The sequence below is a fragment of the Cellulomonas fimi ATCC 484 genome (genome assembly GCF_000212695.1).
Taxonomy (GTDB): domain Bacteria; phylum Actinomycetota; class Actinomycetes; order Actinomycetales; family Cellulomonadaceae; genus Cellulomonas; species Cellulomonas fimi.
The window spans coordinates 326,342-345,600 of sequence record NC_015514.1 but is presented as its reverse complement, the minus strand read 5'-3'; the positions used below and the strand labels follow the sequence as shown (position 1 = coordinate 345,600).

Below are 19,259 nucleotides of genomic sequence, written 5' to 3'. Positions count from 1 at the left end.
TCGGGGACATGGCGTGGCGGAGACGGCGTGCGGCGGGGCCGCTGCGCGTCCACCTCTCGAGCCGCCGGCGCCGGCCCTCGGGTGCGCGAGGTCCGGGCCGCGACGAAGTCCTAGGGGAGGGTGTCGGCCGTCTTCACGACGAGCGTCAGCCCGTCGCCGAGCGGCAGGACCGTCCCGTGGCCGACGGAGCCGGACGTCGCGAGGACGTTGAGGGCGGCGATCGCCCGGGTGCTGTCCTTCACCGGCGCGACGACGCGGCCCTTGTGCAGCGTGTTGTCGGCGACGAGCGACCCGCCGGTGCGCAGCCGGTCCCAGGCGGCACGGAACAGGTCGAGGTAGAGGATCTTCTCCGCGTCGAGGAACACCAGGTCGAACTCGTCGTCGCTCGTCGCGAGCCAGTCGCGCGCGTCGCACGTGACGACCGTGACGGCCGCCCCCCACGGGCTCGCGGCGAGGTGCGTCCTCGCGGTCTGCGCCCGACGCGGGTCGACCTCCAGCGAGACGAGACGTCCCCCGGCCGGAGCGAGCGCCTCGGCGATCCACAGCGCCGAGTACCCGACGTGCGTGCCGATCTCGAGCACGCGTCGCGCGCCCGTCGCGGCGACGAGCGCACGCAGCGCCGCACCCTGGGCCGGCGAGATGTGGATGGGCTCCTCGTTCTCCTCGATCCACGCGCCGACCGCGGCGAGGTGCGGTGGCTCGTGCACCAGGCCGTCCAGGTACTCCGCGATCTGAGGGGTCACGGCGCTGCTGCCTTGCACAGGCGGCCTCCTGTCGTGTCGGTGGTGCGTCGGTCGATGACGTGCTCGGCGGTCCAGGCGTCGTCGAGCCAGGTGGAGACGTAGCGGTCCCCGCTGTCGCACAGCAGCGTCACGACGACCCGCTCGTCGTCGGGCGGCTGACGGCTCAGGTGGTCCGCCGCCGCAGCGACGTTCACTCCCGAGGAGCTGCCGACGAACAGGCCCGCGCGCACGAGCCGCCGTTGCCAGCGCAGGGCGTCCGCGTCGGTGACGACGACCGACTCGTCGACGAGCGACGGGTCGAACAGCGGCGGCACGAAGTCGCCCCCGATGCCCTCCGCGAGGTACGGCTCGCCGACCGCCGACCGCCCGACGACGGCCGGCGCGAGCACGCTGCCGTGCGGGTCGGCCAGGACGACGCGCGTGCCGGGCGAGGACCGGCGCAGCCACCGTGCGACGCCGGTGAGGGTCCCGCTGGTGCCGGCCGCGCACACGAAGGAGTCGATCCGACCGCCGACGTCGGCGACGATCTCGGGTCCGGTCTCGTCGTGGTGCGCACGCCAGTTGGACGCGTTCTCGAACTGGTTCAGGTACAGGCACCCCGGTGCCCGACCCCGACGCCGGGCACGCTCGATGAAGTGCTCGGCGCTGCCCGGCTCGGCCTCGACCGGGCAGATCTCCACCTCGGCGCCCGCGGCGCGCAGCATCCGCACCTTCTCCGGGCCCATCTTCGAGCTCATCGTCAGCACGACCCGGTACCCGAGCGCGCGGCCCATCAGCGCGAGCGACAGGCCGGTGTTGCCGCCGGTCGCCTCGACCAGCGTGTGCGTCGCCCCGGCGGGCCCCAGGTCCCGCAGCATGCGACGCACGGGGCGGTCCTTGATCGACCCGGTGGGGTTGAGGTGCTCGCACTTGGCGAGCAGACGGCCGCGCCGGGCGTCCGGCAGCAGCCCGGTCAGGTCGACCACCGGGGTCGACCCGACGAGCGGGAAGACCGGCGGCTCACTCACCGAGCAGCTCGAAGATCTGCTCGCTGGAGAGGTTGACGAAGTACTCCTCGCCCATCACGCCGAGCTCCTCGAGCAGGGCCCCGGCCCGGCGCTTGGTGAAGCGCTCGATCTCGTCGAGGTCGCCGAGGGGGTGCTGCTCCTTCAGCCAGCGCCTGATCCGGCGCAGGTGCAGCGACTCGTCGCTGCAGATGTAGTCGAACGCGCGCGCCGTCACCTCGTCGCCCTGCGCGCGTGCGGCGTACGCGAGCGCACGCATCGGTCCGATGATGTTGAGCTCGCCGAACAGGCTGATCTGCGCGAGGGCGTCCCAGCCACCCAGGCGTGAGCGCACCTCGATGCCGATCATGCTGCAGGGGTAGGCGAAGGGGTCACCGGAGATCCGCTCCAGGAGCTGGTGACCGAGCAGCGAGTGCCGCACCTCGTCCCACGCGGTGCGGGCGAGGTCCCACAGCATGTCGACGGGTGCACCGTCGAGCAGGTCGTAGTAGACGAGCGCGAACGTCTCGATGGCGTCGATCTCGTCGCGGTTGGTGCGCACGAGCTCGAGGCGGTCCTGCTCGTACGGCGAGGCGTCGGCGTCGTGCGCGGCGTCGGCCCGGTAGTCGCGCGTGTCGCTGAACACGGCGAACCGTTCGTCGCGACGTGCCCGTACCGGACGTGTCCGGGCACCGTCGTGCGCGGAGTCCGGCACCGCGGCGGCCGGGGCGCCGGTGTCCAGGAGCGCCGTCGCGTCGAGGCCCCAGTCCCGCGCCTCCTCGAGCTCGGGCAGGTGCAGACGGACCAGCCGGTGCGTCGGCGCGTCGGCGACGCGTCCGCCCGCGTCGTGCAGCTCACGCAGCAGCTCGACGGCCCGGGGCAGCAGCACCTGGTAGACCGCGCGCAGCACGGCGTCGCCGTCCTGCGTGGCGAGCACGGCTGCGACGTCCACGAGGGCGCGGTGCTCGCGGCGGCGCACCGTCTTCGACGTCCCCAGCTCGTCGAGCCGGTGCTCGAGCGCCCGCAGGGCGTCCGTCACCACGAAGAGGTGGTACCCCATGGCGAGCTTGCCCTCGTAGTGCGCGACAGCCAGGAGCCCCCCGCTCAGCAGCTCGGCGGTCTCCCACAGGTGCTGGACCGCCACGGCGAGGCTCACGCGCGAGCGGGCCAGGTCCGTGGTCGTCTCGACGCCGTCTCGCAGGGCGCGCGGCAGCGGCAGCGGTCGGTAGGTCATGCGGCCCTCTCCAGGACGTCGTGTGTGGTGGCCGCGAGCAGCTCGCCGAGGCGGACGAGATCGGCTGCCGGCTCGAGGCCGACGGACACGCGGACGTAGCTGCGCCCCTCGGGACGGTTGAGCTGGTCCGCGCCGTACGCGCGACAGGTGGTGAGCGCCCAGCCGAACCCGGCACGCACCTGGAGCGCGCCCCCGTCGTCCGCCGCGAGCCGGACCCATCGGTCCGTGATCGCGGCGACGTGGGGCGTGGTGTGCGGGGCCGGCTCCAGGAAGAGCACGGGAGCGCGGACGACCTCGTCGCCGAGGCGGACCTGCGGCTGGCGGCACGAGACCCAGTCGCGGGGGTCCACCGCTCGGGCCAGCACCTGAGCGCCGCGCGCCTGCACGTCGAACCGCTCGCGTGCGGACGCGAGCTCGCCGGGCACGAGCAGCCGGACGGCGGCCTCCGGCAGCCCGATGCCGGTCTGCCGCACGCGCTCGCGCAGCACGGGTCCCAGCTGCGCGTCGGCCGCGACGACGCCCGCGCTCACCCGGGTCGTCAGGTACTTGCTGCCGCTCTGCACCGCGACCACCCGGTCGAAGAGCCCGGTGAGACGCGACAGCGGGATCGCCGGCCCGAACAGGGAGGTGTCGACGACGACCAGCACGTCGGGGCGCACGCGCCGCACGACCGCGGCGGTCGCGGCCAGGTCGAGCTCGCGGACCGGGAACGCGTTGTCGGCCGGTTCGAGCAGCAGCACGTCCGCGCGCGCGAGCGCACGTCCCACCGAGGCGGTCGACGTCGGGTCGAACGTCGCGACGCTCACCCGTCCGGCGCGACGCTGCGCGTCGAGGTAGGTCGCCGACTCGAAGTACGCACCGTCGCTCACCGCCACCGTCGCGCCCGCCGGGACCAGGGCCGACGTGAGCACCGCGTCGATCGCCGACATGCCGCTGACCGTCAGCAGGAGGGTGTCCGCACCGGTGGCTGACGCGAGCGCCCTCTCGACGCGCACCCGGTGCCCGTTGAGGTAGCTGTCCCACAGGATCCGGTCGCTCGTGCCGACCTCCTGCCGGGCGACGTCGTCCCACAGCTCTGCCATGGACGCGTACCCCGACGCGACGCCGTCGAGCCCCGCGTGCGCCGCCGCCCGGTCGTGGACGATGCTCTCGTACGCCGACAGCAGCTCGGTCGGCCCCGTGCGGTCCGCGACCGCGAGCAGGTAGTCGACCCGCGCGGCGCGGGCGGCGTCGCCCGGGCCTGCGACCGGCTCCAGCGAGCGCAGGTGCCGGCGCACGAACTCAGCGAGCACGGGCCGTGGCCAGTCGGGAGAGCTCGGCGGACGTCCGCGACGACAGCTGGCGCACCAGGTGCCGGTCGACCAGCGCGTCCGCGGGGACGCCGTACCCGTGGGCGAGGTCGGCGTACGTCACGGCGACGCGCGCGGCTCCGGCGTCGCGCAGCTCCGCGGCATGCCGCGGCGAGGCCGGGTTGGCGACCACGACGGGGACAGGGCTCGAGGCGAGCAGGTCGTGCACGCGGCGCATGAGGCCGGGGTGCGTGCGGTCGTGCGCGACGCTCCCCCGGTGCGCCCCGAGGAAGTTCATCGCGAGGTCCTGCAGCCCGACGACGAGCCGCTCGGCCCCGAGCGACACGATCTCGTGGGCGGACTCCAGCGCGGCCGGGGTCTCGATCATGCAGCCCGTCGGACGGATGACGCCGGCCTGTGCGGCGAGGTCGCGCAGGCGCCGGAACTCGTCGGCGTCACCGACGTACGACACGAGGACCCGGAGGTCGGGCAGCTCGTCGGAGAGCGCGTCGACGGTCACCAGCTCGGCCAGGTACTCGTCGGGGAACGCGAGCGCGCGCCGTGCCCCGCGCCGGCTCAGGATCGGGTTCTCGACGAGCTCCACCGGGCCGTGCCCGTCGAGCGTCGCGATCTCGCGCTCCTCGAAGTCGCTCGTCCGGTACCACAGGGGCCCGGGCACCTGGGCCGCCGCGCGCCGCAGGTGCGTCCGGACGGCCTGCGCACCGCGGGGCGTCTGCGGGGCCGCACCCGCCGCGCGGTACAGGTACTCCGAGCGGACGATCGTGGTCTCGGCCAGGTGCGCGGCGACCGCACGGGGGACGGACTCGCCGCTCGAGACGAGCCCCAGCCAGGCGTCAGTCACGGGTGAACACCATCAGCTGGTACGGGAACGGCAGCCCCGCGACGTCGTGGAGCTCGTCGAAGTGGCGCAGTCGCCCGAACGGCTCGAGGTACTCCACCCACTCGTCGCGCGTGCGGTGCTGGCGCACGCAGTCGCTGCCGAACTCGTTGAGCGTCTGGTTGAAGAACAGGTCCAGCGCGAGGTGCAGGTCGGACGACCACGTGTCGTCGACGCAGTTCTCCACGACGACGAACGTCCGGGCGCCCGTGGCGACGGCGGCCGCCACGAGGGGGGCCGGGTCGTTCTCGTGGTGCAGCACGGCGCCGAGCAGCACCGCGTCGGCGGACGGCGGCGTCCCACCGTCCCAGGGCACGAACCGGAACGACGGGTCGGCCACGACGTCGTCGTAGTGCTCGGGCCACTCGACCGCGAGCAGCTCGGCGTCGTCGAGACGCGCGGCGAGCTCGCGGGTGACGCGGCAGTCCCCCGCGAGCAGGTCGACGACGCGCCGGTGCCCGGCGAGGGCGGGCGCCACCCAGGCCGCGACCTGCCGGGAGCGAACCTCGGCGAAGCGCTGGTTCCATCCGTCGCGCACGCCGCTGGTGCGCAGGATCCGCCGCGCCTCGGGCGAGGTGAACCCGTCCTCGACGACCGCGCGCGTCACGGCGTCGACCAGCGCGGGGTCGGCGGGGATGCCGTCGCGCGTGATGACGGTGCGCAGCGCGGCGGCGAAGGGGTCGGTGAGCGGACGGACGTCGACAGAGGTCAGCACGGGGGACGGCATGCAGAGCACCCTCCGGTAAACGGACATTCAAGACGTCGAACCATAGTCATGGATGGCAGTCAGTCAAGTCTGCGCAGCGAATGACTCGGACGCGTTGCCGGTGCTAAGGTCCGCCGGGTGCCCGACGCCATGATCAGGACCGATGCTCTCGAGCGGACCTACCGGAGCCGTGACGGCAGCGCCGTCCTCGCGCTCCACCCGCTCGACCTCACGATCGGTGCCGGCACCGTCCACGGGCTCCTCGGCCGCAACGGTGCCGGCAAGACGACCCTGTGCCGGATCCTGTCGACCGTGCTGCTCCCGACCAGCGGCACGGCAACCGTCGCCGGGTTCGACGTCGTGCGCGAGACACGTCGGGTGCGGCAGCGCGTCTCGATCGTGTTCGGCGGCGACCGGGGCCTCTACGGCCGCCTCAGCGCACGGCAGAACGTCTCCTACTGGGGGTCGCTGCACGGCCTGCGGGGCGCACGACTCCGCGACCGCACCGCGTCGCTCCTGGTCCGGTTCGGCCTCGAGGGGCGCGAGGACGAGCCGGTCGAACGCTTCTCCCGCGGGATGAAGCAGCGCGTCCACCTCGCGCGCGGCCTCGTCGCCGACCCGCCCGTGCTGCTCCTCGACGAGCCGACCAACGGGATGGATCCCGTCGCCGCGCTCGAGTTCCGCGACTTCGTGCGCGACCTGCGCGCCGAGGGCAAGACCATCCTGCTCACGACGCACGACCTCGCCGAGGCCGAGGCCGTGTGCGACGAGCTCACGTTCATCGACGCAGGCCGCGTCCTGCACTCGTCACCCGTCGAGCGGTTCGCGGACGCCGTCGGCGACGCCTGCTTCGTCGAGAGCGGCCCGCTGCCCCCGGGGCTCGCTGCGCACCTCGAGGCCGACCCGCGCATCGTCCGGGTCACCGCGGGCCGTGCGGGTGCCACGATCGTGACGAGCGACCGCGCAGCAGCCGAGGACGTGATCACCCGGCTCGGGCGCGAGGGAGTGACCCCGGCGGGGATCCGGCCGCCGCAGATCCACGAGGTCTACCTCCAGCTCTCACAGAAGGCGGCGACCCGTGCTGGGTAGCGTCTGGGCGGGGGCGCGGCTCCAGGGCCTGCTCGTCCGCCGCAACCCCGAGACGCTGCTCCTGCTGTTCACCTCGCCGTTCGTCACCGTCGCGATCCTGTCGGTCTTCGCCGACAGCGGCCGCACCGGCCTCATGGCGATGGTCGTCCTCGCCCCCGTGCTCATGGCACTCGTCCAGATGGGCCTGTTCGTGGGTGGCGAGATCGTCACGACCGACCGCGAGACCGGCGTGCTCGAAGCGGCGACCGCGACCCCGGCACCGTTCGCCTGGGTCCTCGTCGGCCGCGTGCTGACCGTCACCGCGGTGAGCCTGGTCGCGTTCGTCGAGTGCCTGGCCACCGCCCGGCTCGTGTTCGGCGTCGTCGTCACCGTGCACGACCCGGTCCGGTTCGCGGCCGCGACGCTGGGCACGACGGCGGCCACCGCGGCCACGTCGCTCCTCGCCGCCGCGCTGTTCGTCGCCGTCCGGTCCGCCCGCACCTACCAGAACGCGCTGCCGTACCCCCTCTTCGTGCTGAGCGGCGTCGTCGTCCCCGTCGCGCTGCTGCCCGCGTGGGTCGAGCCGGTCTCCCGCGTCGTCTTCCTGCGCTGGAGCGCCGACGCGCTGCGGGCGAGCGTCACCGCCACGACGGCGGACGACTCCTGGGCGCCGATCGTCTACCTCGGCCTGCTGTCCGTCGTCACCGCGGGCGCGGGGTACCTCCTGGTCGAGCGGGTGCTGCTCTCCGGACGCCGGCACGGGAGGCTGACGTTCGCATGACCCTCCTGCACACCCTGCGGTGGTCGTTCCTGATCGGCCTCGCCGACGCGCGGGCGATCCACGACGTCCGCACCTGGGTCTTCGGCTGGCTCCTGCGCGTCCTGTGCCAGGTCGTGTTCTTCGCGAGCATCGGCCTGGTGGTCGGCGAGGGCAAGGTCGAGTACCTCGTCGTCGGCCACTCGGTCCTCGTCGGCGCGTCCACCGTGCTCTTCGTCGTCGCGTCGACGGTGTGGGAGCGCCGCCTCGGCACCCTGCCGCTGCTCGTGGCCTCACCCTCGTCGCCGTTCGTCGTGTTCGCCGGGCGCAGCGCCCAGTGGGTGCTGGAGGGTCTCGTGCTCGCGACGCTCAGCCTGCTCGTCGCGCCGGCCGTGTTCGGCCTCCCGGTCCGACCGACGACCGTCCTCGTCGCGGTCCCCGTGCTCCTCGTCAGCCTCCTGTCGGTGTTCTGGTTCGGCCTCCTGCTCGGCGCGGTCGTCCTCGCCCGCCCCCATCTGCGCTCCGTCGTCGCGAACCTCGCGATGCTCACGCTGATGCTCTTCGCCGGGGTCAACGTGCCGGTCGCCTTCTGGCCCGACGGTCTCTCGGTCGCCGCGAACGCGCTCCCCATGACGCACGGCCTCGCCGCCGTCCGCACGCTCGTCACCACCGGCGCGCTCGACCTCGGGCGGGTCGGGCTCGAGGCCGCCGTGGGCGCCGCGTGGCTCGGCGCCGCGATCCTCGTCTTCGCCCGGCTCGTCACGCGGGTGCGCCGCGACGGCACCCTGGCCCACGAAGGATGACCACCGTGCAGATGTCCGGCCTGCCGATCGCCCTCGCGCTCAGCGGCGAGGCACCGTCACGCGCGCTGCTCGAGCGGTTCGCCGGCGTCGGGCTCGTGCGAGGCGAGTACGTCTTCCGCGGGATCCTGCGCTACCCGACCGAGGAGACGGCGGGCGCCGAGCTCGAGCGCTACCTGTCCTCGGTGTGCGCCGCGACGGAGGCGAGCGTCGCGTACCGCACGCTCGAGGTCACGCAGGCCGAGGCGAACGTGCTGGAGGGCGTCGAGCACGAGGACGACGAGGACGGGGACGACCTGCTCGGCCTCCGCGGCGTCCGACGTCACATGGCCTTCCCCGCGAGCCTCGACGCCGAGCTCCGCGCCGTCCGCCGCGTACGGGAGCGCCACCCGAACCTCGAGGTCGTCGCGCCCTTCGTGACCTCGGCCGACGAGTACGTCTGGTTCCGCGAGCGCGTGCGGTCCGTCGTCGGGCCGGACGTGGTCGTGGGCACGATGGTCGAGACACCGGCCGCAGCCGTCGACGTCGCCGACCTCGTCGACGCCGGCTGCCGGCGCTTCGTCGTCGGCTCGAACGACCTCACGAGCCTGCTCGCCGCGCGGCGCCGCGGACCTGCGCTGCGCGAGGGGTCGGTCCCCGGCCTCGCCCGCCTGCTCGCGCACGTCACGGCGGCCGTGCACGCGGTCGACGGCACGGTCGACCTGGCCGGCTACCTCACGCCCACGCTCGTGGAGACCGCCGTGGCCGCGGGCGTCGACCGCGGCGTCGTGCACTACAGCGACCTGGCGCGGCTCGGCCTGGTCGACCCCGCCGCACTGCCCGACCTCGGGCACCTGGCCGCGGTCAAGGCGCGCACCCGCGACGCGATCGCCGCACGCCGCTCCCGGATCTCACGTCACCCCGTCTGACGCCGCCACACGCAGGCCACGGCGACGCGCCGCGGTCGGAGAGGAAGTGCACGTGTATCTGATCGGTCACGCGATCCTCACCCGGGACTCGGGCGCCTTCACCGAGGAGGAGATCTTCGACGGCCGCCTGGCGACGCTGATGCTGCCGGACTTCGTCAACTGCCACGACTGGGCCTACACGAAGGCGTGGAGGGCCGAGGGAGAGAAGATGCGCCTCATCCAGGCGCACATGCTCGCCGACTGGTACGTGCACTTCGGTGCCGAGTACCAGCAGGAGCGGGTGCGACGCGGCTGGGCGTACCGCTCGATGCGACCCGCCACCCGGCGCTACTGGCAGTTCTTCGCCGAGGCGCACGCGCTCGGGCTCCGCGACACCGCCGAGCCCAACGACTCGGTCCGCGGGTTCGCCCACACCATGCTCGAGTACCTGGTGGACCTGCACCTGGCGCGCAGCGGGACGTTCGACCGCTACTTCGACCAGTGCGCTCGCGAGCTCGACAAGATCGACGACGAGACGTGGCTCACGGCCGAGGTGCACGCCCTCGCGGTCGAGGGTTCCGATCCCGACCTCCATGGTGTGGCGGCACGCTACAAGTCGCGCGCGTCCCGCGCACGCTCCCCCGAGGAGATCGCGCTGCTCGGGCTGTGCTCCAAGTTCGCGCTGGCGCTGTCCTGGGAGAGCGTCGCCTACGTGCGGCAGTTCCAGGAGACCATCTACCGCGAGGTCGGGGCGGACGCCGTCGCCGCGCTCGTCGACGAGGTGACGCACGCGCTCGCCGACCCGTCGACGTTCCGCTGGGCCGACGCGCACTACACGCTCTCCGTGGAGCCGGCGGACCAGTGAGCGGGCACGCGTGCGGCCCGGCCGCGGAGCGACTCCTGTTCACGCCCGCACCGAACCCGGTGGCCGACCCCGTCTGGAGCGCGATGCGGGCGGCGGCGGACCTCCCCTCCGGCGGGCGCGAGCTGGACGCGCTCCTGCGGCGGCTGCACGACGCGCTCGCCGAGGTGACCGGCGCACCACGACACCTGGTGCTCACGCAGACGGGGACCGCGACCGCGGCGATCGAGTCGGCCGTGCGGGCCACGACCCGTCCCGGCGAGACGGTCGCGGTCGTCTCGAACGGGCAGTTCGGTGACCGGATCGTGCGGGTCGTGACCGCGCTGGGGCGTGAGCTGCGGGCAGTCCACGTGCCGTGGGGCGTCCCGACCGAGACGGCGCTCGACGCGGTGGGACGGGCGTCGCGGGGCGCAGCGCTCGTCGCGGCCGTGCACCACGAGACGTCCACGGGCGTGCGCAACGACGCCCGAGCCGTGAGCGCGGCCGTGCGCGACGCCGACCCGCGCGCGCTGGTGCTCCTCGACGCCGTGTCGTCGGCGGGCGAGCTCGAGGTCGAGCTCGACGCGTGGGGCGTCGACATCGCCGTGTGCGGCTCGAGCAAGGGGCTCGGCTCGCTGCCCGGTGCCTCCTTCTGCCTCGCCGGCAGCCGCGCGCTGGACCGCGTGGTCGCCGACGGCGGCTCCTACGCCACCTCGTGGGCCCGCCTGGTCGAGGCGGCGACCGCTGCCACGGCCGACGTGTTCCTCACCCCCAGCATCCCGGTCCTCGCGGGGGTCGAGGCACACCTGACCGCGGTCGTGCGCCGCGGCCACGCCCGCCACCTGGCGCAGCGGGCGCAGGCCCACGCGGTCCTGCACGAGGCGGCCGCGCTGCCGCCCCTGTTCCCGGGCGACGCCCCGCCGGGGCCCGTGGCGGTGTACGACGCGCTCGACGCCCGGCACCTGCAGGCCCGGCTCGCCGGCACCGGGCTCCACGTCGGACGGGGCCAGGGTCCGCACAAGGCGCGCGCCGTCCGCCTGAGCTGGTTCGGGCACGCCGCGCCGTGCGCCGACGAACTGCGCCGACGGCTGCGGGCGGTCGCGACCGCCGGGGCGCCGTCATGAGCATCGACCCGCGCGCCGAGCGCGGAGGAACGCGCTGGGCGCTCGCCTGCCTCACGCCCGACGCGCTCCGGATCGACGCTGCGACCCATCTGCTGGACGCCCTGGACGAGCTGGGCTTCGAGGTCGACGCCGCGAGCCTGTCGTTCGTGCGCGCGCCCGAGGTCGCCCGGCTGTACGCGCACAACCTCGGCAGCACGGCCCCGGGGCGGGTCGACGGCACCTGGCTCGGCAGGGAGATCTACGCGCTGGGTCCGTCGCTCAAGCTCCTGCTCTCGCACCGCGAGGAGGGCGCCGACCACCTGCTCGCGAGCGCCAAGGGCCCCTCTGCGTGGGGTGACCGTGACCAGGGGCACCTGAGGTCCCGGGTCGGTCTGGCCAACAAGTCGTTCTCCATGATCCACACACCGGACTCCGCGCTGCAGGCGTGGGACGACCTCGACTGCCTGTTCGGGCCGGGCGCGGCCGCAGCGCTGCGGTCGGGGGTGCGGGTGCCGGTGCCGTGGGAGCGGCTTCGTCGTCTCGCCGCGCCGCTCGCGTTCTCCCGCACGACGCCGGCCACGTCCGTCGTCGAGGAGGTCGTCGCGCGTGCCGAGGAGACGATCGCGACGGACGCCCGGTTGTGGGTCGGCGCGGCCGTACCGTCCGCACGTGACGCCGCCGAGGCGCTGCTGCGCAGGCCCCGTGCCCCGCACGCGGCGCTGCACGACCGCCTCTACGCGCTCGAGCGCACCGCCCTCGCGGAGGCGGTGCACGCTCTGCGTCGCGGCGAGCCGGACCCCGTCGAGTCCGACGCCCTCGTCGAGCTCCTGCTGCGCACCGGCGTGCTCCCGGACCCCTGGGCGGCGCAGCTGGTCCGCTCCGTCCTGGTGTTCCCTCCCGCGGCGCACGCCTGACGCCCGACCGGCACCGGCGCCGGTCCGGTCAGCTCACCTCCACGGGTCGGTCGTCCAGTCGACCACCCGGAGCGGCACGACGAGGACCGGACGGTGCTGGTGGTGCGTCAGGCGCGCGGCGAGCGACCCCGCGAGGACCTCGCGCACGTGCGACCCGACCCCGGGCCCCCGCGTCCCGACGACGAACCCGGCAGCGTCGACCGCTCGCGCGAGGTGCGTCAGGGCGCGGTCCGGGCGGCCCGCGAGGTACCGCAGGTGCCACGGCACGCCCTGGTCGGCCAGGACGCGGACGAGCGTCGCCTCGAGGTGCGCCTGCCGTTCGCGCCAGTCGTCGTCGCCGCCGTCGGGGTCGACGGGTGCGTGGTCGACGGTGCCGTCGGCGTGCTCGGTGCGCGTGTAGCGGGACTCGTCGACGTGGGCGAGGTACAGGGCGGACGACCCCGCGTCGCGGGCCCACGCGGCGGCGGTCAGCGCGACGAGCGCGGGCTGGTGCGGCACGACCCCGACGACGAGGGGGTGGCCGCGCAGCGGCACCATGCGGTGCGGGCCCGGTTGCGGGACGCCGTGCGCGGTCATCGCCGCCTGCCTTCCCGGGCGGCCGGCGATCGCGTCACGCGGCGGACCGGACCGCCTCTGCCGCGATCGTAGCGACGCGCCCGGCGGGCCGGCGGGTAGCGTCCCGGTCCATGCAGACCGACCCCACGCCCCGCTCCCCCGCGACCCCGCCGACCGGCGCGAGCACCGGGATCGGGCGCGAGCTCGCGCGCGGGCTGGTGAACGGGCTGCTCGAGGTCGCCGTGTGGGCCGTGGCCGTGGTCGTGGTGGTCGGAGGGCTGGGGCTGCTCGGGCACACGGTCGGTGGCGGCGTCGGGATGCTCGTCGGCGCGGGTGCGGGGGTCCTGGTGCTCGCCGTGGCGTGGGTCGTGCTGCTCGTGGTGGGTGCGTCTCTCGTGCCGGCCGCGTGGCGGGCCGCGGCGGCCGCCGAGCGTGACCGGCCCCCGCGGCCCGCCCCGGGGGAGCACCCCGGCACCTGAGCCGGCGTCAGACCTGCGACTGCTCCTGCGCGGGGTTCCAGCCGGGCATGCCCGGCCAGTGCGCCCACTCCTCGAAGTGGCGGACGCGGCCGTCCTCGGCGAACCGCAGGATCCACAGGTCGCGGTACTCGTGCGGCTCGTCACCGCCGTAGCGGACCTCGACCCGGACCACCGCGGTGTCGCCCTGCACCGCGACGGGTGACGCGTGCATCGTGAACGGCGTGTCGTCGGGCCAGAACGCGCGGACCTCCTCCACGCCGTGCAGCCCGTCGTCGTAGGCGGAACGCAGGTAGACGACGTCGGGCCTGAACAGCCGGTCGAGACCGGCGACGTCGTTGCCGCGCCACGCCCGCTCGTACCCGTCGACCCAGGTCATCACGTCCATCCGCCGAGTGTGCCGCGCCCGTGCTCCGCGCGCACCGTCTCGCCCGCCGCAGCGCCGGCCGCGGCGGGCGAGACGGGACGCCGCGACGGCCTCGGCGGTCGCGCGACGGCAGCCAGGACGGGATGCGGACGTTCGGTGAAGGTCGCGCCGGGCTCGCGCGGCGGACCTTGTCGCGTGTCGGACATACCGGGCAGGGTGAGGCGCGGCGGGCCGGTCGCACAGGTCGCAGGGGGCGTCCGACGGCTCGCCGCAAGGGGGATCCATGCCGTTGCGCAGACCTGTCCGCTCACTGGCCGCGGCGCTCGCCGCACTCACGCTCACCGCCGTCGTCGCACCGCACGCCGTCGGCGCGCCGTCGGGCGGGAGCGATGTCACGTCCCGGGCCGAGGCCGCCCGCGTCGACCGGGTGAAGGTGCCCGACCTCGGCTGGTTCGACTGCAGCCCGCTGTTCGGCGGCACGGCGCAGTGCGGGGTGGCGACGCTGCCGCTCGACTACGACCAGCCGCGCGGCGCCACGACGGACGTCGCCGTGCTCCGTGTTCCCGCGACCGACCCGGCGCGCCGGATCGGCACGCTGTTCCTCAACCCCGGCGGCCCCGGCGGGTCGGGCGTGGAGATCGCCGCGGCGGCGCCGCAGTTCCTCGACCCGGAGATCCTGGCGCGGTTCGACGTCGTGGGCGTCGACCCGCGGGGGACGAACTACAGCAGCAACGTGCAGTGCTTCAAGGACGTCGGCCAGCAGGCCGCGGCGCTGAGCGGGATGAACGTGCCGTTCCCGGTCGACTACGCGGAGACCTCGGCGTACGTCGCGTCGTCGGAGGCGTTCGGCAAGGCGTGCTCGACGACGGGCAAGCCGCTGTCGGGCTCGATGTCGACCGCGGAGGTGGCACGGGACATGGACGTCCTGCGGCGCACCTTCGGGGACCGGCAGCTCACGTACCTCGGCTTCTCGTACGGCTCGTACCTGGGCAGCGTGTACGCCAACCTCTTCCCGGACCGGGTGCGCTCGCTCGTCATCGACGGCGTGCTGGACCCCGTGGCGTGGGCCGGCACGAAGGCGACCGCGTCGGTCCCGCAGACGGAGCGGCTGCGCTCCGGCGAGGGCGCGTGGAAGGCGCTGCAGGAGGTGCTCGTGCGGTGCGGCGAGGCCGGGCCGGAGCGCTGCACGTTCGCGTCGTTCGGCGACCCGGTCGCGACGTACGAGCGTGTGGTGGACGAGCTGAAGCAGACGCCCGTCGACCTCGTGGACCCGGAGACGGGCGAGCTGCTGATCACGATCACGTACCCGATCCTCACGTCGTTCCTGCTGGGCGACCTGTACGGCCCCGACGGCTACACCTGGGTCGACTCCGACCTCACGCTCGTCGCGACGCTGCTCGACACGGCGGGCGACCCGGCACGGGCCGCGGATCACGCCGCCGCACAGGCCGGGCTCGTCGAGCGGTTCCGGTCGACGAGCGCCGCGGAGCAGGCGGCGGCGGCCCAGGCGCAGCAGCGGCGCCAGGAGCTGGGGTTCGGCTTCCCGTACCCCAACGGCGCGGACGCGTTCCAGTCGGTGCTGTGCACGGACGGGCTCAACCCCGCGAAGGCGTCGTCGTGGCCGAAGGCCGCGCAGCGTGCCGACGGCAACGCGCCCGGCTTCGGGCCGCCGTGGACGTGGGCGTCGGCGCCGTGCGCGTCGTCGACCTGGACGGTCCGCGACGAGGACGCGTACACGGGGCCGTTCAGCCGCAGCAGCGCGCACCCGGTGCTCGTCGTCGGCAACTACTGGGACCCGGCGACGAACTACGACGGGGCCGTCGCGGCCGACGCGGTGCTGGGCAGCAGCCGCCTGCTCTCGAGCGACAGCTGGGGCCACACGGCGTACGGGACGTCCGCGTGCGTCACGGACGCGGTGGACGCGTACCTGCTCGACGGCACGCTGCCCGCCGAGGGCACGGTGTGCACGGGTGACGTGCAGCCGTTCGCCGACCCGGCGCCGCAGGACCGCCGCGCTGCGCCGCAGCGGTCGCTGCCCCCGGTCGTGCCGCCGCTGCCGGGGGCGCTGCCCCGCCAGTGAGCGACCCGGTGCGGGGTCGGGCCGACGCGCCCGGCCCCGCACCGTCGCGTCCGGCGGCCGTTGACGGCACCCCGGCGCGGGAGAACACTCCGAGACGAGCGGTCCGGCGGGCGACGACGCCCGACGCAGCCCGGCGCGCGGCGCGCGCCCGACGGACGGGGGTCCGGCGATGAGCCCGGTGGACGACTACCGCGACCTGCTGGACGCCGCCCGGCACCGCGCCGCCGAGTGGCTCGACCAGGTCCCCGAGCGACCCATCCCGCCCGCGGCGACCGTCGACGAGGTCAAGGACGCGCTGGGCCGCAGCCTGCCGGAGTCGACGCAGGACCCGCGCGGGGTGCTCGACCGGCTCGCGGACGCGGTGGAGCCGGGCCTGCTGGCCAGCCAGTCGCCCCGGTTCTACGGCTGGGTGATCGGCGGGACGTACCCGGTGGCGCTCGCGGCCGACTGGCTCACGAGCGCGTGGGACCAGAACGGCGGGATGCGGCAGTCGAGCCCGAGCCTGACCGCGGTCGAGGACCTCGCGGGCGAGTGGCTGCTCGACGTCCTGGGGCTGCCCGCGCGGTCGGCCGTCGGCTTCGTCACGGGCGCGACGACCGCCAACCTCGTGGGGCTCGCGGCCGCGCGCGAGCACGTGCTGCGGGCCGTCGGGTGGGACGTCAACCGTGACGGCCTCGCCGGCGCCCCGGCGGTCCGGCTGGTCGCGGGTGCGGAGCGCCACGGGTCCGTGGACCTGGCCGCCCGGTACCTCGGGCTGGGGGCGGCGCGGCTCGTCCCCGCCGACGACCAGGGTCGGATCGTCGTCGACGCGCTGGCCGACGCGCTCGCCGACGGCGACGGCCCCGCGATCGTGTGCCTGCAGGCGGGCAACGTGCACTCGGGTGCGTTCGACGACGTCGGGGCGGCGGTCGCGGTCGCGCACGAGGCGGGCGCGTGGGTGCACGTCGACGGCGCGTTCGGGCTGTGGGCGGCGGCGTCCCCGAAGCTCGCGCACCTCACGCACGGGTACGAGACGGCGGACTCGTGGGCGACGGACGCGCACAAGACGCTCAACGTGCCGTACGACAGCGGCGTCGCGATCGTCGCGGACCCCGTCGCGGCGCGCACCGCCCTGGGCATCCGCGCGAGCTACCTCGTCGCGGCGGAGACGGGCGACCCGCACGAGACGGTCCCGGAGATGTCCCGGCGGTCGCGCGGCGTGCCGGTGTGGGCGACGCTCGCGTGGCTCGGCCGGCAGGGGGTCGCGGACCTCGTGGGGCATCTCGCGGACGCGGCGGCGGACCTGGCGGAGGGGCTCGCGGGCATCGAGGGCGTCGAGGTCGTGAACGACGTGGTGTACACGCAGGTGTGCGTGGCGCTGGCCGACGACGCCACGACGCAGGCCGTCGCGGCCGCGGTCCGCGACGAGGGCGTGGCGTACGCGTACACGTCCCGGTGGCGCGACCGCGACGTCATCCGGTTCTCGGTGAGCAACTGGGCGACGGGTCCCGACGACGTCGCCGCGACCGTCGACGCCGTGCGGCGCGCGGTCTCCGGCGCGACCCTGGGGGGATGACGCCCGTCGCCCCACCCCCGCCGTCCCGTGCGGACGCGGCCCTGACGCGGCCCCACCACCGGTCGCAGGCGCCGCACCGCTCGTCGTTCCCCGCGATCGCGAGCTACGCCTTCCTGTCGGACTGCGAGTCGACGTGCCTCGTCTCCCCCGCGGGCGCCGTGGAGTGGATGTGCGTGCCGCGGCCCGACTCGCCGAGCGTGTTCGCGGCGCTGCTCGACCGGTCGGCGGGCTCGTTCCGGGTGGGCCCGCACGGGGTGCGGGTGCCGACGGCCCGCCGCTATCTGCCGGGCACGCTGGTCCTGGAGACGACCTGGCAGACGCCCACGGGGTGGCTCGTCGTGCGCGACGCGATGGTGATGGGCCCGTGGCACAACACCGCGGAGCGGTCGGCGACGCACCGGCGCACCCCGACGGACTACGACGCGGCGCACGTGCTGCTGCGCACCATCACGTGCGTGAGCGGCACGGTCGACCTGCAGGTGGAGTGCGAGCCCGCCCTCGACTACGGGCGCACGCCGGTGACCTGGGAGTACACGGAGGCGGACTACCACGAGGTGCACACGCCCGCGGGCGAGGACGGGCTGAGCCTGCGGCTCACGTCGAGCCTGCGGCTCGGCCTGGACGGGCGGACGGCGTCGGCGCGCACCCGCATGTCGAACGGCGACAAGGCGTTCGTCGCGCTGGCCTGGTCGCCCCTGCCCGCCCCGCGCACGTGGGACGAGGCCTCCGACCAGTCGTGGCGGACCCAGGAGTACTGGCGCGAGTGGATCACGCTCGGGGTGTTCCCCGACCACCCGTGGCGCACGTACCTGCAGCGCAGCGCGCTGACGCTCAAGGGCCTGACGTACGCCCCGACGGGTGCGCTGCTCGCGGCCGCCACGACGTCGCTTCCGGAGACGCCGGGCGGCGAGCGCAACTGGGACTACCGGTACGCGTGGATCCGCGACTCGACGTTCGCCCTGTGGGGCCTGTACACGCTCGGCCTGGACCGGGAGGCGAACGACTTCTTCGCGTTCCTGCACGACGTCTGCCGGGACAACAAGGACCTGCAGATCATGTACGGCGTCGGCGGTGAGGAGCGGCTCGACGAGCGCGTGCTGTCCCACCTGACCGGGTACGAGGGCGCGCGGCCGGTCCGGGTCGGGAACGCGGCGGTCGAGCAGCGCCAGCACGACGTGTGGGGCGCCGTGCTCGACTCGGTGTACCTGCACGCGAAGTCGCGCGAGCAGCTCCCCGAGGCCCTGTGGCCGGTGCTGCGGCGGCAGGTCGAGGCCGCCGCCCGGCACTGGCACGAGCCCGACCGCGGGATCTGGGAGGTCCGCGGCGAGCCGCAGCACTTCACCGCGAGCAAGCTCATGTGCTGGGTCGCGCTCGACCGCGGCGCGCGGCTCGCGCGTATGCACGACGAGCCGGACTTCGCCGAGGAGTGGGCCAAGCTCGCCGCGGAGATCCACGCGGACATCTGCACGAACGGCGTCGACGAGCGCGGCGTGTTCGTCCAGCGGTACGGGTCCGACGCGCTCGATGCGTCCCTCCTTCTCGTCCCGCTGCTGCGCTTCCTGCCGCCCGACGACCCCCGCGTGCGCGCCACGGTGCTCGCGATCGCCGACGAGCTCACGGTCGACGGGCTCGTCCTGCGCTACCGCGTCGAGCAGACCGACGACGGCCTGGAGGGCGAGGAGGGCACGTTCACGATCTGCTCGTTCTGGCTGGTCAGCGCCCTGGTGGAGATCGGGGAGCTCGAGCGCGGGCGGGCGCTGTGCGAGCGGCTGCTGTCGTTCGCGTCGACGCTCAACCTGTACGCGGAGGAGATCGACACGCGCACGGGCCGGCACCTCGGCAACTTCCCGCAGGCGTTCACCCACCTCGCGCTCATCAACGCGGTCATGCACGTGATCCGCGCCGAGGAGCGGGCGGGCCAGGACGGCATCCACTTCGAGCCCCCGAACCGGGGCGGCTGAGCACCGGCGCGTCGCCGGACCGTCGCCCGCGGGGGCGTGGGC

At 74.7% G+C, this 19,259-nt stretch carries 19 protein-coding genes; 11 read left to right on the top strand and 8 right to left on the bottom strand.

Translation table 11 applies throughout. The features are described 5' to 3' along the window. Positions 1 to 110: 110 nt before the first annotated feature. From CELF_RS01540 to CELF_RS01515, 6 genes are read right to left on the bottom strand one after another with little or no spacing between them, the layout of a single operon-like run. Positions 111 to 743 (bottom strand): O-methyltransferase, encoded by a 633-nt coding sequence (locus CELF_RS01540; RefSeq protein ID WP_041553305.1) that lies wholly within the window; start codon positions 741 to 743, stop codon positions 111 to 113. Further along, complete coding sequence (locus CELF_RS01535) at positions 740 to 1,750, bottom strand: PLP-dependent cysteine synthase family protein (RefSeq protein WP_013769485.1); 1,011 nt, start codon at positions 1,748 to 1,750, stop codon at positions 740 to 742. The genes CELF_RS01540 and CELF_RS01535 overlap by 4 nt, the downstream gene beginning before the upstream one ends. Continuing rightward, positions 1,743 to 2,960: a hypothetical protein gene (locus CELF_RS01530; protein WP_013769484.1), complete on the bottom strand. Its 1,218-nt coding sequence runs from the start codon at positions 2,958 to 2,960 to the stop codon at positions 1,743 to 1,745. The genes CELF_RS01535 and CELF_RS01530 overlap by 8 nt, the downstream gene beginning before the upstream one ends. Continuing rightward, positions 2,957 to 4,252, bottom strand: coding sequence for a PLP-dependent transferase (locus CELF_RS01525; RefSeq protein WP_013769483.1), 1,296 nt, complete (start codon positions 4,250 to 4,252; stop codon positions 2,957 to 2,959). The genes CELF_RS01530 and CELF_RS01525 overlap by 4 nt, the downstream gene beginning before the upstream one ends. Continuing rightward, a complete protein-coding gene (locus tag CELF_RS01520; protein ID WP_013769482.1) occupies positions 4,242 to 5,111 on the bottom strand; it encodes a putative PEP-binding protein in 870 nt (289 codons plus the stop codon). The genes CELF_RS01525 and CELF_RS01520 overlap by 11 nt, the downstream gene beginning before the upstream one ends. Further along, entirely contained in the window at positions 5,104 to 5,874 is a 771-nt protein-coding gene (locus tag CELF_RS01515; RefSeq protein WP_013769481.1) for a class I SAM-dependent methyltransferase, read from the bottom strand. The genes CELF_RS01520 and CELF_RS01515 overlap by 8 nt, the downstream gene beginning before the upstream one ends. A 129-nt stretch (positions 5,875 to 6,003) precedes the next feature. On the opposite strand from CELF_RS01515, the gene CELF_RS01510 reads away from it, so the two are divergent. Genes CELF_RS01510 through CELF_RS01480 form a run of 7 tightly spaced genes read left to right on the top strand, consistent with a single transcriptional unit; the run spans position 6,004 to position 12,223 of the window. After that, positions 6,004 to 6,942, top strand: a complete 939-nt coding sequence (locus CELF_RS01510) for an ABC transporter ATP-binding protein (protein WP_013769480.1) — start codon at positions 6,004 to 6,006, stop codon at positions 6,940 to 6,942. Beyond that, positions 6,932 to 7,702 carry an ABC transporter permease gene (locus CELF_RS19310; RefSeq protein WP_013769479.1) on the top strand — a complete coding sequence of 257 codons (771 nt, stop codon included), beginning with the start codon at positions 6,932 to 6,934 and terminating at the stop codon, positions 7,700 to 7,702. Before CELF_RS01510 ends, CELF_RS19310 begins: the two co-directional genes overlap by 11 nt. Beyond that, positions 7,699 to 8,481, top strand: coding sequence for an ABC transporter permease (locus tag CELF_RS19305; RefSeq protein WP_013769478.1), 783 nt, complete (start codon positions 7,699 to 7,701; stop codon positions 8,479 to 8,481). The genes CELF_RS19310 and CELF_RS19305 overlap by 4 nt, the downstream gene beginning before the upstream one ends. Continuing rightward, positions 8,478 to 9,386 carry a putative PEP-binding protein gene (locus CELF_RS01495; RefSeq protein WP_041553304.1) on the top strand — a complete coding sequence of 303 codons (909 nt, stop codon included), beginning with the start codon at positions 8,478 to 8,480 and terminating at the stop codon, positions 9,384 to 9,386. The genes CELF_RS19305 and CELF_RS01495 overlap by 4 nt, the downstream gene beginning before the upstream one ends. A gap of 52 nt (positions 9,387 to 9,438) precedes the next feature. Next, positions 9,439 to 10,230: a hypothetical protein gene (locus tag CELF_RS01490; protein ID WP_041553303.1), complete on the top strand. Its 792-nt coding sequence runs from the start codon at positions 9,439 to 9,441 to the stop codon at positions 10,228 to 10,230. Further along, positions 10,227 to 11,330, top strand: a complete 1,104-nt coding sequence (locus tag CELF_RS19300; protein ID WP_013769475.1) for an aminotransferase class V-fold PLP-dependent enzyme — start codon at positions 10,227 to 10,229, stop codon at positions 11,328 to 11,330. Before CELF_RS01490 ends, CELF_RS19300 begins: the two co-directional genes overlap by 4 nt. Continuing rightward, a complete protein-coding gene (locus CELF_RS01480; protein ID WP_013769474.1) occupies positions 11,327 to 12,223 on the top strand; it encodes a hypothetical protein in 897 nt (298 codons plus the stop codon). Before CELF_RS19300 ends, CELF_RS01480 begins: the two co-directional genes overlap by 4 nt. A gap of 33 nt (positions 12,224 to 12,256) precedes the next feature. Here CELF_RS01480 and CELF_RS01475 read toward each other — a convergent pair whose 3' ends face one another. Beyond that, positions 12,257 to 12,799 (bottom strand): universal stress protein, encoded by a 543-nt coding sequence (locus CELF_RS01475; RefSeq protein WP_013769473.1) that lies wholly within the window; start codon positions 12,797 to 12,799, stop codon positions 12,257 to 12,259. Positions 12,800 to 12,909: 110 nt separating this feature from the next. Between CELF_RS01475 and CELF_RS01470 the strand changes: the two genes are divergently transcribed. Further along, positions 12,910 to 13,257, top strand: coding sequence for a hypothetical protein (locus CELF_RS01470; protein ID WP_013769472.1), 348 nt, complete (start codon positions 12,910 to 12,912; stop codon positions 13,255 to 13,257). A 7-nt stretch (positions 13,258 to 13,264) separates the two neighbouring features. Here CELF_RS01470 and CELF_RS01465 read toward each other — a convergent pair whose 3' ends face one another. Continuing rightward, a complete protein-coding gene (locus tag CELF_RS01465; protein WP_041553302.1) occupies positions 13,265 to 13,642 on the bottom strand; it encodes a nuclear transport factor 2 family protein in 378 nt (125 codons plus the stop codon). A 262-nt stretch (positions 13,643 to 13,904) separates the two neighbouring features. Between CELF_RS01465 and CELF_RS01460 the strand changes: the two genes are divergently transcribed. From CELF_RS01460 to CELF_RS01450, 3 genes are all read left to right on the top strand, one after another. After that, positions 13,905 to 15,701, top strand: a complete 1,797-nt coding sequence (locus CELF_RS01460) for an alpha/beta hydrolase (RefSeq protein ID WP_013769470.1) — start codon at positions 13,905 to 13,907, stop codon at positions 15,699 to 15,701. A gap of 169 nt (positions 15,702 to 15,870) precedes the next feature. Next, on the top strand, positions 15,871 to 17,256 hold the full coding sequence (locus CELF_RS01455; RefSeq protein ID WP_013769469.1) for a pyridoxal phosphate-dependent decarboxylase family protein: 1,386 nt from the start codon (positions 15,871 to 15,873) through the stop codon (positions 17,254 to 17,256). Continuing rightward, positions 17,253 to 19,217, top strand: a complete 1,965-nt coding sequence (locus CELF_RS01450; RefSeq protein WP_013769468.1) for a glycoside hydrolase family 15 protein — start codon at positions 17,253 to 17,255, stop codon at positions 19,215 to 19,217. The genes CELF_RS01455 and CELF_RS01450 overlap by 4 nt, the downstream gene beginning before the upstream one ends. The last annotated feature ends 42 nt before the right edge of the window (positions 19,218 to 19,259 follow it).